General features: G+C 64.0%; 13 protein-coding genes. 5 read left to right on the forward strand and 8 right to left on the reverse strand.

The annotated features are described in order from the left end of the window. Positions 1–47 precede the first annotated feature (47 nt). The 3 genes from AC0L2H_RS04430 (at position 48) to AC0L2H_RS04440 (ending at position 2,953) form a co-directional block, all read left to right on the forward strand. The gene (locus AC0L2H_RS04430; RefSeq protein WP_473589065.1) at positions 48–1,049 is read left to right on the forward strand and encodes an Ldh family oxidoreductase; all 1,002 of its coding nucleotides are present in this window, start codon (positions 48–50) and stop codon (positions 1,047–1,049) included. A 364-nt stretch (positions 1,050–1,413) separates the two neighbouring features. Beyond that, positions 1,414–1,866 (forward strand): DoxX family protein, encoded by a 453-nt coding sequence (locus tag AC0L2H_RS04435; RefSeq protein WP_473589066.1) that lies wholly within the window; start codon positions 1,414–1,416, stop codon positions 1,864–1,866. A gap of 112 nt (positions 1,867–1,978) precedes the next feature. Continuing rightward, positions 1,979–2,953: a complex I NDUFA9 subunit family protein gene (locus AC0L2H_RS04440; RefSeq protein WP_473589067.1), complete on the forward strand. Its 975-nt coding sequence runs from the start codon at positions 1,979–1,981 to the stop codon at positions 2,951–2,953. Positions 2,954–2,972: 19 nt separating this feature from the next. Here the strand turns inward: AC0L2H_RS04440 and AC0L2H_RS04445 are convergent, their stop codons facing one another. Next, entirely contained in the window at positions 2,973–4,346 is a 1,374-nt protein-coding gene (locus AC0L2H_RS04445) for a cytochrome P450 (protein WP_473589068.1), read from the reverse strand. Between the two features lie 249 nt (positions 4,347–4,595). Between AC0L2H_RS04445 and gyrB the strand changes: the two genes are divergently transcribed. Further along, positions 4,596–7,067, forward strand: a complete 2,472-nt coding sequence (gene gyrB, locus AC0L2H_RS04450; protein WP_473589069.1) for a DNA topoisomerase (ATP-hydrolyzing) subunit B — start codon at positions 4,596–4,598, stop codon at positions 7,065–7,067. Between the two features lie 229 nt (positions 7,068–7,296). After that, positions 7,297–8,214, forward strand: coding sequence for a hypothetical protein (locus tag AC0L2H_RS04455; protein WP_473589070.1), 918 nt, complete (start codon positions 7,297–7,299; stop codon positions 8,212–8,214). 98 nt (positions 8,215–8,312) lie between these two features. Here the strand turns inward: AC0L2H_RS04455 and AC0L2H_RS04460 are convergent, their stop codons facing one another. From AC0L2H_RS04460 to AC0L2H_RS04490, 7 genes are all read right to left on the reverse strand, one after another. After that, a complete protein-coding gene (locus AC0L2H_RS04460; protein WP_473589071.1) occupies positions 8,313–9,812 on the reverse strand; it encodes a hypothetical protein in 1,500 nt (499 codons plus the stop codon). A gap of 126 nt (positions 9,813–9,938) precedes the next feature. Further along, positions 9,939–11,336, reverse strand: coding sequence for an NAD(P)(+) transhydrogenase (Re/Si-specific) subunit beta (locus AC0L2H_RS04465; RefSeq protein ID WP_473589072.1), 1,398 nt, complete (start codon positions 11,334–11,336; stop codon positions 9,939–9,941). 7 nt (positions 11,337–11,343) lie between these two features. Further along, a complete protein-coding gene (locus tag AC0L2H_RS04470) occupies positions 11,344–11,769 on the reverse strand; it encodes a proton-translocating transhydrogenase family protein (protein ID WP_473589073.1) in 426 nt (141 codons plus the stop codon). Then, positions 11,769–13,052 (reverse strand): Re/Si-specific NAD(P)(+) transhydrogenase subunit alpha, encoded by a 1,284-nt coding sequence (locus tag AC0L2H_RS04475; protein ID WP_473589074.1) that lies wholly within the window; start codon positions 13,050–13,052, stop codon positions 11,769–11,771. Before AC0L2H_RS04475 ends, AC0L2H_RS04470 begins: the two co-directional genes overlap by 1 nt. An 84-nt stretch (positions 13,053–13,136) precedes the next feature. Then, complete coding sequence (locus AC0L2H_RS04480; RefSeq protein WP_097574484.1) at positions 13,137–13,361, reverse strand: aa3-type cytochrome c oxidase subunit IV; 225 nt, start codon at positions 13,359–13,361, stop codon at positions 13,137–13,139. A gap of 146 nt (positions 13,362–13,507) precedes the next feature. After that, positions 13,508–13,657, reverse strand: coding sequence for a DUF3096 domain-containing protein (locus AC0L2H_RS04485; protein WP_097574483.1), 150 nt, complete (start codon positions 13,655–13,657; stop codon positions 13,508–13,510). A gap of 129 nt (positions 13,658–13,786) precedes the next feature. Beyond that, the gene (locus AC0L2H_RS04490) at positions 13,787–14,566 is read right to left on the reverse strand and encodes an N-acyl amino acid synthase FeeM domain-containing protein (protein WP_473589075.1); all 780 of its coding nucleotides are present in this window, start codon (positions 14,564–14,566) and stop codon (positions 13,787–13,789) included. Positions 14,567–14,688 lie beyond the last annotated feature (122 nt).

Below are 14,688 nucleotides of genomic sequence, written 5' to 3' on the forward strand. Positions count from 1 at the left end.
TCACTACTCGCTAAATCCCTACTCACCACTCACTAGAGGCAACGCCGATGCAACTCAGTCTCGACCAGGCAACAGGACTGTGCCGGATGGCGGCGCTCGGCGCCGGCGCCAATGAGGAAGCGGCGCACTCGCTTGCCGCCTCCATCGTTGCGGCCGAGGCGGAAGGGCTCGCCACGGTCGGGCTGACGCATTTCATCGATTATCTGGAAGCACTCGAGGCCGGCCGCATCGACGGCAAGGCCGAGCCGGTTATCACCAGGCCGGCGCTCGCGGTCTTTCTCTCCGATGCGCGCGGCGGTCTCGCCCATACCGGCTTCGACAGGACGATCGACGATCTCGCCAAGGCGGCGCGCCTGTTCGGCGTCGCCATCTTTTCGCAGAAGAACGCCTATACATGCGGCGCGCTCGGCTATTTCACCGGGCGCCTGGCGGGACAAGGACTGGTGTCGTTCGCCGCGACCAACGGGCCGGCCGTGCTTGCCGGCTCCGGCTCGGTCAAGCCGGTCTATTGCACCAACCCGATGTCCTTTGCCGCGCCCGCCGCCGATGGCGCGCCACTGGTCATCGACCAGTCGTCGAGCGCCACCGCTTTCGTCAACATCCGCAAGGCGGCCGAGGACGGCAAGAAAATCCCGGAAGGCTGGGCGCTGGATGCGAGCGGCAATCCCACCACCGACCCGGCGGCGGCCATGAAAGGCGCCATGCTTGCCTTTGGCGGCCAGCGCGGCGCCAACATCGCGCTGATGGTCGAAGTGTTGGCGGCCGGCCTGTCGGGTGCCAACTGGTCGCTCGACGCGCCGTGGTTCAGCGGCGGACCGGACAGTCCCGGAACCGGCCTCTTCGTGTTGGCTGTCGAACCGAAACTGCTCGATCCGGATTTCGAGAAACGCATGAAGAACCAGCTTGATCGCTTGCGGCGGCGCTACGGCGTGCATGTGCCCGGCCGCGCCCGGGCCGAAGCGGCGGAGAAGGCGGCGGCGCGTGGCATCACCGCGCCCAAGGCCGTGGTGCAGCGCATCTCGGAATTCGCCGCCCGCTATTCTTCATGAAGAGATCTTTTTCTTTCCAGAAGATGTCTCGCCGCCTACAGCGCGGCGGCAGATTTTCGCGTGGCTGAACCTTTTCGCTCGTTGCCGCGACCAATGCCTGTCCGGGGTGGGGTTTGCCCGGACGGTGACATCCGGTCGCCAGGGCTGGGGCGGGCGTCTGACGCCGCCATGATACCGTCTCAGGTCAGGCCGCCTCGTTGGACCCTGACGCCGCGTGAATGTTGCCCGGAAAACCCCGCTTCGGCGGGGTTTTCTGCATTTCAGCATCCAAAACGGAAAACATGCTGTCTTCAGTCAACTTTTGTTCATTTGACATCGCCGGACCCGTCGGGCGTTTGCGAGGACCACAAAAAGAGGAGTCCCAATGTCCGCAACCAGCGACAATTCCAGCAAGAGCCTCGTCATTCCAGCCCTTGGCGGCCTGTATTCGGCCTTGCATGATGCCGGCGAAACGCTGCTGCGTGTCGTGGCCGGCATCTTTCTCACCATCCACGGCTCGCAGAAGATCACCGACCCGTTCGGCGCGGCCGAGATGGTCGAGGGCCTCGGTTTTTATCCCGGCGCCTTCTGGTCGCTGCTTCTGGCCTGCACCGAATTCTTCGGCGGCATTTTCATCGCCATCGGCTTTCTGACTCGCCCAGCCGCCTTCGCCGGGCTGTTCGTGCTCCTGGTCACCGTCTGGTTCCATTGGGTCACCATGGGCCAGGGATTTTCGGGCGCCGAAAAGTCGCTGCTGTGGGCGGCGATCCTGCTGTTCTTCGTCATCCGTGGCGGCAACCGCCACTCCGTCGACGCGCGCATCGGCAAGGCGTTCTGACACGGCTAAACCAGGGGCATGGGCGACGACACGTCGCCCTTTGCCTTTGGCGCGAAACGGACTATGAAACGGCTCAGCCTAGCCAATCTGGAAAAGCGCGCCGGAGCCAGCCATGACCGAAATCCTGCAGACCCCAAAGCTCGTCGTCGTGTTCGGCGGCTCAGGCTTTGTCGGCCGCCATGTCGTGCGGGCGCTGGCCAAGCGCGGTTACCGCATCAGGGTTCCCGTCCGCCGGCCCGATCTCGCCGGTCATCTGCAGCCGCTCGGCAATGTCGGCCAGATCCAGCCGGTGCAGGCCAATGTGCGGGTGCGCTGGTCGGTCGACCGCGCCGTGCAAGGCGCCGACCACGTCATCAACCTGGTCGCCATCCTGCATGAGGGCGGCCGGCAGAAATTCACCTCCGTGCACGAGTTCGGCTCCCGCGCCGTCGCCGAAGCGGCACGCGCCGTCGGCGCCGGCCTCACCCACATCTCGGCGCTGGGCGCCGATCTGAATTCGCAATCGGACTATGCGCGCACCAAGGCGCTCGGCGAAAAGGCGGTGCTGGAGACGATCGCGGATGCCGTCATCTTCAGGCCGTCGATCAATTTCGGGCCTGAGGACGCTTTCTTCAACCGCTTCGCCAACATGGCGCAGCTTTCGCCGGTGCTGCCGCTGATCGGCGGCGGCCAGACCAAATTCCAGCCGGTCTATGTCGGCGACGTCGCCGAGGCGGTGGCGCGCTCGGTCGAGGGCAAGGTCAAGGGTGGCCAAATCTACGAGCTCGGCGGGCCGCAAGTGCTGACCTTCAAGGAGTGCATGGAGGAAATGCTTGCCGTGATCGAGCGCAGGCGGCTTCTGGTGCCGGTGCCGTGGTGGCTGGCGAACATGAAGGCATCGGTCCTCGGCCTTCTGCCCAACCCGCTGCTGACCAAGGATCAGGTCCTGCAACTGCGCGAGCACAACATCGTCTCCGACGAGGCCGTCAAGGAAAGCCGGACACTTGCCGGCCTCGGCATCCAGCCACAGTCGATCGGAACCATCCTGCCGAGCTATCTCTGGCGCTTCCGTGCCGCCGGCCAGTTCCAGCGCAAGTCCGCGGCTTAATTCGGGCTCAGTCCCCGGCCTATGAAACACGCAGCGTCACCTGCATCGGCAGGCCACCCTGCGGCTGCGTCGTCAGTTTCTGCACCGGCCACGGCCTGGTCTCGGCGGTGCTGTCGAAACGGAAACGCGACAGCATGATGGCCAGCGCGATGATCGCCTCCTGCATGGCAAAGCTGGCGCCGATGCACACGCGCGGCCCGGCGCCGAACGGCAGGTACTGGAAGCGGTCGATCCTTTCGCGATTTCCCGGATGGAAGCGTTCCGGCATGAAGGCGTCGGGCCTGTCCCACAGCTTGCGATGGCGGTGGACGACCCATGGCATCACCAGCACGGCGGCACGCCGAGGGATATGGAGGCCGTTCCAGGTCTCGGGCTCGATCGGCTCGCGGTTGATCGACGGCGCCGGCGGATAGAGCCGCAGCGCCTCGTCGAAGGCGGCGCGGGTGAGCGGCATGGCGTCGAGCCATTTCGTCGGATCGGGTTCGCGCGCCAGCACTGCATCGATCTCGCGTTCGATTTTTTCCCGCTCCCAAGGAGCTTCGGCCAGGCAGTAGAGCGTCCAGCCGAGCGCACGCGCCGTGGTCTCGTGGCCGGCGCCGATGAACGTGATGATGTTGTCCTCGACCTCGGCGCGCGTCAGCCCGTCAGGGCCTTCGGCGCGCAGCAGAAGCGTGAGGAAATCCTGCGGTGCGGTGTCCGGATCGCGTTTCAGCCGCTCTTCGCGCAGCTTGACGGTGTCGGCGACGATCTTGCGGAAATAAGCCATGGTCTTGCGGCCACGGATGCGGGTCAGGCGCGGCAGCCATTCGGGCGCCCGCAACAGGTCGAGCGGATCGACCCGACCCATCGTCTCGAACAGGCGGTCTATCTCCTTGGCGAAACTGCCCGGTTCGCCCGCTATCTCGCCGGAAAACAGCGTCTCGGCCAAAATATCGTAAGTGAGCAGCGTCATGTCATGGGCGATATCCGACGTGCCGCCTTCCTCGTAGCGGGTGACGAACTCCAGCGTGCGTTTCAGCATCGGCCCGGCAAAACCGAAGATATGGCGCGGCGTGAATACCGGCGCCATCGCCTTGCGCGAACGCTTCCACACCTCGCCCTCGGCGGTCAGCAGGCCGTCGCGCAGGATCGGGCGAAGGATCAGCTGGCGCACCGTCGCCATCTTGTAGTTCTTCGCGTTGTCGACCAGCACGTGGCGGATGAGGCCGGGATCGTTGGCGACGACCAACGGCCCGCCAACGCCGGTCACCGATATCCAGGGCTCGTTGTAGGTGTGCTCGCCCCACAATTCGAGCGGGTTGCGGTAGACGATGCGCATCATCTCCAGCGTCGAAGGCGGCGTGGTGCGCGGCTTCGGCGCCGGCGGGACGAAGGGGGCGGGCTGACTGTCCATGGCGCACTCCGCTGGCAACCTCAATGTAGTGACTGGCAAGGCGGGCGTCCATGTGACGGAATGTGGACGCCAATTTCACCGGGCGCGCCGGCTCGCTCGCGCTGATCGTGCTCGACCGCCGCCCCCCGCCGGAAATGCCTGCAAACCTTGGAAAAACCGCCTTTTGCGCCTATATCTAGGACATTAAAGCGGCGCGATTCGCAGCCATATTCTCGCGCTGGACAAGCGGCATCAGTCAGACAGGTTTTCATGAGCGATCAGATCGACAACGCCAACGGCGCTGAGGCCGAATACGGCGCCGATTCCATCAAGGTTTTGAAGGGGTTGGACGCCGTCCGCAAGCGGCCGGGCATGTATATCGGCGATACCGACGACGGTTCGGGCCTGCATCACATGGTCTATGAGGTGGTCGACAACGCCATCGACGAGGCGCTGGCCGGCCATGCCGACCTCGTCACGGTGACGCTGAACCCCGACGGTTCGGTGACGGTTATCGACAATGGCCGCGGCATTCCGACCGATATCCACACCGGCGAAGGCATTTCGGCGGCCGAAGTGATCATGACGCAGCTGCATGCCGGCGGCAAATTCGACCAGAATTCCTACAAGGTGTCCGGGGGCTTGCATGGCGTCGGCGTCTCGGTGGTCAACGCGCTGTCGGCCTGGCTGCGGCTGAAGATCCGCCGCAACGGCCAGATTTTCGAGATGAGCTTTACGCATGGCAATGCCGACGCGCCGCTGAAAGTCACCGGCAGCTACGAACAGGACAAGCGTCCAGGCACCTATGACGGGCGCAGCGGCAGCGAGATCACCTTCTTTCCGTCGGCCGAAACCTTCACCATGGTCGAGTTCGACCTCGCCACGCTGGAGCACCGGCTGCGCGAACTCGCCTTCCTGAATTCGGGCGTGCGCATCGTGCTGACCGATGCGCGCCATGCCGACATCGTGCGCCACGAGCTGCACTACGATGGCGGGCTGGAGGAGTTCGTCAAATATCTCGACCGGGTCAAGAAGCCGCTGATCGAAAAGCCGGTCGCCATCAAGGCCGAGCGCGACGGCATCACCGTCGAGGTGGCGATGTGGTGGAACGACAGCTACCACGAGAATGTGCTGGCCTTCACCAACAACATCCCGCAGCGCGATGGCGGCACGCATCTGGCCGGCTTTCGCGGCGCGCTGACCCGCCAGATCACCGGCTATGGCGAGTCCTCGGGCCTGACCAAGAAGGAAAAGGTATCGCTGATCGGCGACGACTGCCGCGAGGGCCTGACGGCAGTGCTCTCGGTCAAGGTTCCCGATCCGAAATTCTCCTCGCAGACCAAGGACAAGCTGGTCTCGTCCGAGGTTCGCCCGGTGGTGGAAGGGCTGGTCAACGAGGCGCTCGGCACCTGGCTCGAAGAACACCCGACCGAGGGCAAGGTGGTGATCGAGAAGGTTATCCAGGCGGCGGCAGCGCGCGAGGCCGCGCGCAAGGCGCGCGACATCACCCGCAAGAGCTCGCTCGGTGTCACCTCGCTGCCCGGCAAGCTGGCCGACTGCCAGGAACGCGACCCGGCGAAGTCCGAAATCTTCATCGTCGAGGGCGATAGCGCCGGCGGCTCGGCCAAGGGCGGCCGTTCGCGGCAGAACCAGGCCATCCTCCCGCTGCGCGGCAAAATCCTCAATGTCGAACGCGCGCGTTTCGACCGCATGCTCGGCTCCGACATGATCGGCACGCTGATCACCGCGCTCGGCACCTCGATCGGCAAGGACGAATTCAACGCCGACAAATTGCGCTACCACAAGATCATCCTGATGACCGACGCCGACGTCGACGGCGCCCACATCCGCACCCTGCTGCTCACCTTCTTCTTCCGGCAGATGCCGGAACTGATCGAGCGCGGCCACCTCTACATCGCCCAGCCGCCGCTCTACAAAGTGACGCGTGGCAAGAGCTCGCAATACATCAAGGACGAGGGCGCCTTCGAGGAGTTCCTGATCAGTTCAGGGCTGGAAGAAGCCTCGCTGTCGCTTGGCTCCGGCGAGGTGCGGACCGGGCAGGATCTGCGCGCCGCCATCGACGACGCGCTGGCAGTGCGGCAGCTGATCAACGGGTTGCACACGCGCTATAACAGGGGCGTGGTCGAGCAGGCGGCGATTGCCGGCGCGCTCAACCCGGATGTGCTTGCCGACCTCGGCCGCGCCAACGCCATGGCCGACCGTGTCGCCAAGCGCCTCGACATCATCGCCGAGGACACCGAGCGCGGCTGGATCGGCCGCATGTCGACTTCGAACGAAGGCGTCGGCGGCTATGTGTTCGAGCGCACGGTGCGCAGCGTCAAGGAGTTCGCGCAGCTCGATCTCGGGCTGATCAACTCGGCCGACGCCCGCCAGCTCGACCGCTATGCACCGCGGCTGAGCGAGGTGTACGGGACGCCGCCGGTGTTGCGCCGCAAGGATGTGACGGAAACCATCTCGGGGCCGCTGGCGCTGCTCAATGCCGTCTTTGCCACCGGCCGCAAGGGCCTGACCATGCAACGCTACAAGGGCCTCGGCGAAATGAATGCCGAGCAGCTCTGGGAAACCACGCTCGACCCGAATGTGCGCTCGCTGCTGCAGGTCAAGGTCAATGACGCAACGGATGCGGACAGTCTGTTCTCGCGGCTGATGGGCGATGAAGTCGAACCCAGGCGCGAATTCATCCAAGACAACGCGCTGTCGGTGGCCAATCTGGATATCTGAACCTGCCCTTGTTTGAGACATTGGCACGCTGCGGCGTGCCAACTCGTTCGAACCACAAGAAAATCAGTTGAGAACGACCGGAACAGAAGGCCTTCCGGGACATTGTGACACTATCGATCACAATGTCTCACAGGAGGATTTCATGGGACGCGGTATTTTGCTCTGGTTGCTTGGAATTCCGATTCCAATCATCATTCTCATCATGCTTTTCGTGCGATAGGAGGCGTCGATGCAGGCCACCCTATCGGCTGTCGACGTTTCCGGACCGACGGAGTCCTCTTCTCCCGCCGTCAGTTGGGGTCCAATCATCGCCGGCGCTTTCGCAGCCTCGACGCTGACGTTCATCCTGATGCTGCTTGGTTCCGGACTCGGGCTGAGCATGGTTTCGCCGTGGTCAGGCTCGGGCGCTTCAGTCACCACCTTCGCGGTTTCCACCGCGATCTGGCTGATCGTGGTGCAGTGGTTGTCATCGGGCGTCGGCGGCTATCTTGCCGGCCGCTTGCGCACCAAATGGGTCGGCATCCACACCGATGAGGTCTTTTTCCGCGATACCGCTCATGGCTTCCTCGCCTGGGCGTTGGCCACGCTGCTCGTTGCCGGCGTGCTCGGCTCGGCGCTTTCCGCAGCGCTCGGAACCGGGGTCCAGGCAGCCTCGACCGTTGCGTCGGGCGCCGCCATGGGTGCTTCCGCTGGCGTCTCCGCGAACGCCGGCGGCGCCTCGGTCGACGATGCGACGTCCTATTTCGTCGACACGCTGTTTCGTCCCGCCGATGCTGGCAGGCTCGCTGCCGCCGGCCCGGAAAGCGACGCGGCGGCAACCGCGCAAGCTTCGCGCATCCTGATCGCGAGCGCGGCAGCGGGCGAAGTGTCGGCCGACGACAAGACCTACCTCTCACAACTCGTCGCTGCCCGAACCGGCCTGTCGGAACCCGACGCCAAGGCTCGCGTCGATGCGGTGATCGCCCGAGCGCAGGACGCGAAGGTCAAGGCCCAGCAGGCCGCCGATACCGCCAGGAAGGCGAGCGCCAGCTTCGCTCTGCTGGGCGCGTTGTCGCTGGTCGTCGGGGCTTTCATCGCTAGCGCCGCGGCAGCCCTTGGCGGCAGGCAGCGCGACGACGAGGAAGCTGTCTTCCTGACCAACCGCTGATCGGATTGACAGGCTCGATGCCGGGCAACGCACCCGGCATCGACGCAGTTGGCGTGGCGGCCGTGAATTACGCGCACCGATTATCCAAACGGACGGCTCTATTTTGCAGCAGCAATCATCGGCGCCGCTTGGCTGGGCTCCAGCTTGCGCCCGAGATCGACGGCGTCGCGCAACACGGCGAGATGCGAGCGCGGCTGAGTGCCGGCTGATGCACCGACCTCAACCCCGGCCGCCGCCATCGACCAGTAGAGCGTGTGCGTGAAGACGCGGCCGAGCGAGCCGCGCAGCTCGACCTGGATATTCTCCACGCCCGGGCCGAAATTCTCCGTCATCGGTCCGGAGATCGGGTCGCCTGTCAGCCAGCCATTGCCCCTGTCGAAGATGTTGGTCCAGCGCGTCGCGGCAAATACAGCGCCATGATGCACCGCGCGCTGCCGCTTGCCCGAACGGCTGTGCCCTTCCTCATAGAGCACGGTACCCGCCGCGCCTTCGCCGACAGGCGGACACGCCGAAAACAGCCGCTCGGCAATGCCGCGCCTGAATTCGGCGAGATTGTGGGTCACCAGAAATTCGCTGTGCGTCAGCGGACTGCCAAGGGTGACGAAATCGCTGATCTTCCACGGCAGCGGATGGTCGGCACTCTTGGCGCGAAGCTGCCGATAGAGTTGCCACTGGTCGCGCCGGAATGCCGGCAAGGCATCCAGCCGGTCGGGCCATGCGGAACCGTCCGACTTGAGCGTGGCCTTGTCGATCGCGTGGATCGCCTTCAGCCTCGCCTTGTCGCGGGCAGCTTCCAGCTTTCGCGGCCTGAAGTCGGCCCACAATATCTGCAGCAGATCATAGGCGATGATCGATCCCAAGCTGTGCGAGACCAGCACGATGCGGTCGTAGGCATCGTCCATCATCAGGCGCTTCAGCAGCGTCAGGCCACGATCGCGGACAAGCGCCCGCTTCTCGACCGTTGCCGCTTCGGCACGCACATAGGCCGCGACATCGCCGAAATAGGGCAGGCCAAAGCGATCCACCGCCCAGATGATCAATGAGGCCGCAATGGTGACCAGCACGCCGGCAGTCCAGGAAATATACTTTTGCCAGGCCGACACCGCGAGCGTCAGCGCGGCCGCGAGGACAATGATGACGACCAAAAGCGTGACCACGTAAAGCTTGCGGGCATCGCGCGGAATATCCCCGGGCTTGCGCCACAACAAGGCCGTCACCCAGGCCACAAGCCGGCCCCGCGTCGTGCCTTGCGTGATGTCGGCCCAGTACAGCTCGTAGAAATCGGTACGGCGACCTTCGACGTCGTAAGGCGTGGTGATGCGGCGAAGTTCGTGCGAATTGGTCCGGCTGTCGGGCGTGATCCAACTCCGGTTGACCTTCGCCCCGGAAGGGTCGTCCGGATCGGCGACCTGGGCATAAAACGGCACGCGGGCGGAGTCATGGCTCCAGACACCTTGGGCAAACGCTCTCAGCGTGTCCATGGGCCGCTGTTCGCCCATGCCATGCACGACCACCACCGCCTGGCTGGGCTTGCGCGGCGCCTTTGCGGAAGCCGGCGGATTGGTGACCGGCGATGCGGCAGGGCGGGGGTCGGGCACCGGCACCTCCATCGATGATGCTATCGACGAGAACTTGTCATTGTAGCTTCAAAACCCGCGACAGGCCAAGAAAAAGCCCAGCGCGGGGCCGGGCTTGTTCTTCGATGGGATGGATCTAATTCCGGCTCAGTGATCCATGGCCTTGACGATTTCCTCGGTCATCTTCTTGGCGTCGCCGAGCAGCATCATCGTGCCGTCCTTGTAGAACAGCGTGTTGTCGATGCCGGCATAGCCGGAGCCGAGCGAGCGCTTGACGAACAGGCAGGTGCGCGCCTTGTCGACGTCGAGGATCGGCATGCCGTAGATGGGCGACGACTTGTCGTCACGCGCGGACGGGTTGGTGACATCGTTGGCGCCGATCACATAGGCGACATCGGCCTGCGCGAACTCCGAATTGATGTCCTCCAGCTCGAACACTTCGTCATAGGGCACGTTGGCTTCGGCGAGCAGCACGTTCATGTGGCCGGGCATGCGGCCGGCGACCGGGTGGATGGCGTATTTGACGTCGACGCCATTGGCCTTGAGCTTGTCGGCCATTTCGCGCAGCGCATGCTGCGCCTGGGCGACCGCCATGCCGTAGCCCGGCACGATGATGACCTTCTGTGCGTTCATCATCAGATAGGCGGCATCGTCGGCCGAGCCCTGCTTGACCGTGCGTTCGATGCCGTCATCGGCCGCCGCTGCCGTCTCACCACCGAAGCCGCCGAGGATGACGGAGATGAAGGAGCGGTTCATGCCCTTGCACATGATGTAGGACAGGATGGCGCCCGACGAGCCGACCAGCGCGCCGGTGATGATCAGCGCCAGATTGCCGAGCGTGAAGCCAAGTGCGGCCGCCGCCCAGCCCGAATAGGAATTGAGCATCGACACGACCACCGGCATGTCGGCGCCGCCGATCGGGATGATCAAGAGGATGCCGAGCAGCAGCGACGCCGCCACGATCAGCCAGAAGATCAGCTTCGATTCCGTGGTGACCAGCAGCACGATCAGCACGATGAGCGCGACGCCAAGGGCGGCATTGATGAAGTGGCGGCCACCGATCATGATCGGCTTGCCCGACATGCGACCGTCGAGCTTCAAAAAAGCAATGACCGATCCGGTGAAGGTGATGGCGCCGATGGCGACACCGAGGCTCATCTCGATCAGCGCCTGGGCATGGATGTCGCCCGCGGTGCCGATGCCAAAACTTTCCGGCGCATAGATGGCGGCCGCGGCCACCATGACGGCGGCAAGGCCGACCAGCGAGTGGAAGGCGGCGACCAATTGCGGCATCGAGGTCATGGCGATGCGTCGCGCGGTGACAGCGCCGACGCCGCCGCCGATGGCGAGACCGAGCACGATCAAGCCGAAGCGGCCTGCGGAAGGGGTCGCCAGCGCCAGCGTGGTGCAAAGAGCAATACCCATGCCGATCATGCCGTACATGTTGCCCTGGCGGCTGGTGGTCGGATGCGACAGGCCGCGCAGCGCCAGGATGAACAGGATACCGGAGACCAGATAGAGGAAGGAGGCGAAGTTGGCGTTCATGGCGCTCTTACTTGTCCTTCTTCTTGTACATGGCCAGCATGCGCTGGGTGACGAGGAAGCCGCCGAAGATGTTGACCGAGACCAGCATCAGGGCGACGAAACCGAAGCCGGCGGCAATGCCGGAGGCCGCGATGCCGACGGCAAGCAGCGCGCCGACGACAATGACCGAGGAGATGGCGTTGGTGACGGCCATCAGCGGCGTGTGCAGCGCCGGCGTCACCGACCAGACCACATAATAGCCGACGAAGATCGCCAGCACGAAAATGGCGAAGCGGAAGACGAAGGGATCGATGGCGCCGCCGGACAGCGCATGTGCGGCGTCACCCGCCGCGTCGGCACCACCGGGCCCGGTGGCGAGGTTTTGCACCGCGAGACGAACGGAGGCGGAGGCCTGGTCGAGCTGGTCGAGGGCTTTCTGCAAGGTCTGGTCCATCACGCGATCCCTTTCGGCTTCGACGAGGGCGATTTGGGTGCGGCCGCCTTCTTGGGCGAGGCCTTCTTTGCAGCTGCGGGTTTACCTGAAGCGTCGGCGACCATGGTCGTGGCGGGGATCGCGGCCGGCTCGACATGAGGCTGCTGGTCGGCCTTGGCGAAGGCCGGATGCACGACCTTGCCGCCGTGGGTCAGCATCGTTGCCTTGACCAATTCGTCGTCGCGGTTGATGGCGAGCTGCTTCGTCGTCTTGTCGACCAGCGTCTCGAGGAAGGCAAACAGGTTCCTGGCATAAAGCAGCGAAGCGGAGGCCGCGACACGGCCAGGCACGTTGAGATGGCCGACGATTTTCACCCCGTTGGCCGTGGTCACCACCTGACCCGGCACGGCGCCCTCGACATTGCCGCCGCGCTCGACCGCGAGGTCGACGATGACCGAACCCGGCTTCATCGACGCGACCATGGCCGCCGAGACCAGCTTCGGCGCCGGCCGGCCGGGGATCAGCGCCGTGGTGATGACGATATCCTGCTTGGCGATATGCTCTGATGTCAGCGCCGCCTGCTTGGCCTGATATTCCTTCGACATTTCCTTGGCGTAGCCGCCAGCGGTCTCGGCCGCCTTGAACTCCTCGTCCTCGACCGCCAGGAACTTGGCGCCGAGCGACTGCACCTGTTCCTTCACCGCCGGACGCACATCGGTGGCGGTGACGACCGCGCCAAGCCGCCTTGCCGTGGCGATCGCCTGCAGGCCGGCGACGCCGACGCCCATGATGAAGGCTTTCGCCGCTGGAACCGTGCCGGCCGCCGTCATCATCATCGGCAACGCCCGATCATATTCGGCGGCAGCATCGATCACCGCCTGGTAGCCGGCGAGGTTGGCCTGCGAGGACAAGACGTCCATCGACTGCGCGCGGGTGATGCGCGGCATGAATTCCATCGAGAAGGCGGTGACGCCGGCCTTGGCCAGTGCCGCGACGGCGGCATCGTTGCCGTAGGGATCCATGATGGCGATGACGGCCGCACCCGACCTATAGCCCTTCAGCTCGGCGTCCGTCGGGCGGCGTACCTTCAGCACCACATCGGCCTTGGCGGCATCGCCGGCCTTGCCGATCGCCGCACCCGCCCTGGCGAATTCCTCGTCGGGAATGCGCGAGGCGGTGCCGGCGCCGCTTTCGACAACCACCTCAAAGCCCAGCCCCGCCAGCCGCTTCACCGTATCGGGCGAGGCAGCAACACGCGGCTCGTTCGCATCGAGCTCACGAGGGATGAAAACCGTCTGTCCCACCGCATGATCCTTTCGGCTGGAACCTGTTTGCGCAAAGATGCCGGCCGGTTGCCGGCGGCGTCACGGCAAGGGTTTTGGAAAAATCTACCGGAGAATAAAGGCGCCGACGGCGAGGATCAGAATGAACAGGATGGTCGCCGAGAAGAAGCCGCCCGCAAAGAAACCGAAGGCCATCGCCACAAGCACGGCGGCGCAGAACAGCGACCCGTATTTGGCGAGCATGACAAAGCCGGCATAGGTGCGGTCGTGCTCGGCATAGTCCATCTTCGCGCCCAGTTCGACAGGACCGGTCGGCGTGTGATCAGCCATAGGAATACCCCTTCGAAGACATCTTTCAGGCACATAGCGAAAAGCCGGGCCGAGGGCAATGGCGCTATTGCCGCATCGCCGGCGACAACAGCCTCAAGGGAAAGTTGAAGTCGTCAGGCAAAAGATGTCCGCGAAGGCCCGGTGTCTCAACCGGCGAGATGCGGAAACAGGCCGAGCAGGCCGACGACGATCAGATAGAGGGCGACGATATAGTTCAACAGCCGCGGCATGATCAGGATCAGCACGCCGGCGATCAGGGAAATCAGCGGGGTCAACGCGAGCGTGGAGATTGTCATGTGTGATCCTTTCGATCGATTGGCGCGAAACGGGCATTGACGTCATCCATCGTGCCATCGGCGCGCCAGCCAGAACGCCGTAGCAGCCGGAAGGCTCCGCGACCGCGCCGCAAAAAACCGTGAAGGGCCTCAGGCGGCTTCGCGAAAATATTTGGCCGTGGGCAGGATGGTCAGCGGCGCCAATTCTCCGAGATGAGGCGTGTCGAACAGCATGCGCTGCTCCATCGGCGTCGAGCGGAAGAACGGAAACCGGGAGAGCGAACGTTCGCGGATGGCGTTGACGTCGGCGCGGTAGAGCACGACCTTGTTGAAGACGCCGGGATAGGCGCGGGCCTCGCTGATCTTCTCGGAATAGTAGATCCGCTTGTAGAAGCCGGCGTGATCCTCGCGAATGGTCGACAGGCAATAAGGCGCGTTGAAATGGAAACATGCCATGCCGGCAAGCCGCAGCGTCAGATAAGGTATTTGCGGATAGACGCGCGACCATTCGGGGTCGGAGGCGAAGCGGCTGGGGCAGATGAAGCTCTGCCCTTCGGCCAGCATCGGCAGGACGATATCACCGAAGGCCTTGGTGGAAGGCGACTTGGGCGTTGCCACCGTGACGTGATGAATGCGCAGCGTGCTGACAAGCTCCTGGTCGATGTAGACGCCGAAGCGAAAAACATTCGGCACTTCGTCCAGCTCGTCGTGAATGGTGTGGTTCTCGTTGTCGGGCACCATATCGTTGGAGCGATATGATTTGTAGCGCAGGCGATAGATGTCCTCGAGGTCTTCGCCCTTGTCGCAGCGACGGTATTCCGTTCGCTCCAGCATCGCCGAAACATTCCTGGCGAAGCTGGACATGGTGTCGGACGCATCACTCCCGTCCGCGCTCGACGCATGGCCGAGCGAAGTCAACTGGGCACTCATGAACTCAATCCCCGTACTGCCGCCGCCATAAGACACTACGACAGGGTCAAAAGATGTAAAGGTGAAAATAAGTAGGAAGCTGTTTACCGGTCATTAAGGTTAACAATCGGTAAAATTAGACT

The sequence above is a fragment of the Mesorhizobium sp. WSM4871 genome, from assembly GCF_055811295.1.

Bases quoted from the DNA above. Each gene is read 5' to 3' on its own strand.
- AC0L2H_RS04430 (WP_473589065.1), top strand. From the start codon at position 48: ATGCAACTCAGTCTCGACCAGGCAACAGGACTGTGCCGGATGGCGGCG.
- AC0L2H_RS04435 (WP_473589066.1), top strand. From the start codon at position 1,414: ATGTCCGCAACCAGCGACAATTCCAGCAAGAGCCTCGTCATTCCAGCC.
- AC0L2H_RS04440 (WP_473589067.1), top strand. From the start codon at position 1,979: ATGACCGAAATCCTGCAGACCCCAAAGCTCGTCGTCGTGTTCGGCGGC.
- AC0L2H_RS04445 (WP_473589068.1), bottom strand. From the start codon at position 4,346: ATGGACAGTCAGCCCGCCCCCTTCGTCCCGCCGGCGCCGAAGCCGCGC.
- gyrB (WP_473589069.1), top strand. From the start codon at position 4,596: ATGAGCGATCAGATCGACAACGCCAACGGCGCTGAGGCCGAATACGGC.
- AC0L2H_RS04455 (WP_473589070.1), top strand. From the start codon at position 7,297: ATGCAGGCCACCCTATCGGCTGTCGACGTTTCCGGACCGACGGAGTCC.
- AC0L2H_RS04465 (WP_473589072.1), bottom strand. From the start codon at position 11,336: ATGAACGCCAACTTCGCCTCCTTCCTCTATCTGGTCTCCGGTATCCTG.
- AC0L2H_RS04470 (WP_473589073.1), bottom strand. From the start codon at position 11,769: ATGGACCAGACCTTGCAGAAAGCCCTCGACCAGCTCGACCAGGCCTCC.
- AC0L2H_RS04480 (WP_097574484.1), bottom strand. From the start codon at position 13,361: ATGGCTGATCACACGCCGACCGGTCCTGTCGAACTGGGCGCGAAGATG.
- AC0L2H_RS04485 (WP_097574483.1), bottom strand. From the start codon at position 13,657: ATGACAATCTCCACGCTCGCGTTGACCCCGCTGATTTCCCTGATCGCC.
- AC0L2H_RS04490 (WP_473589075.1), bottom strand. From the start codon at position 14,566: ATGAGTGCCCAGTTGACTTCGCTCGGCCATGCGTCGAGCGCGGACGGG.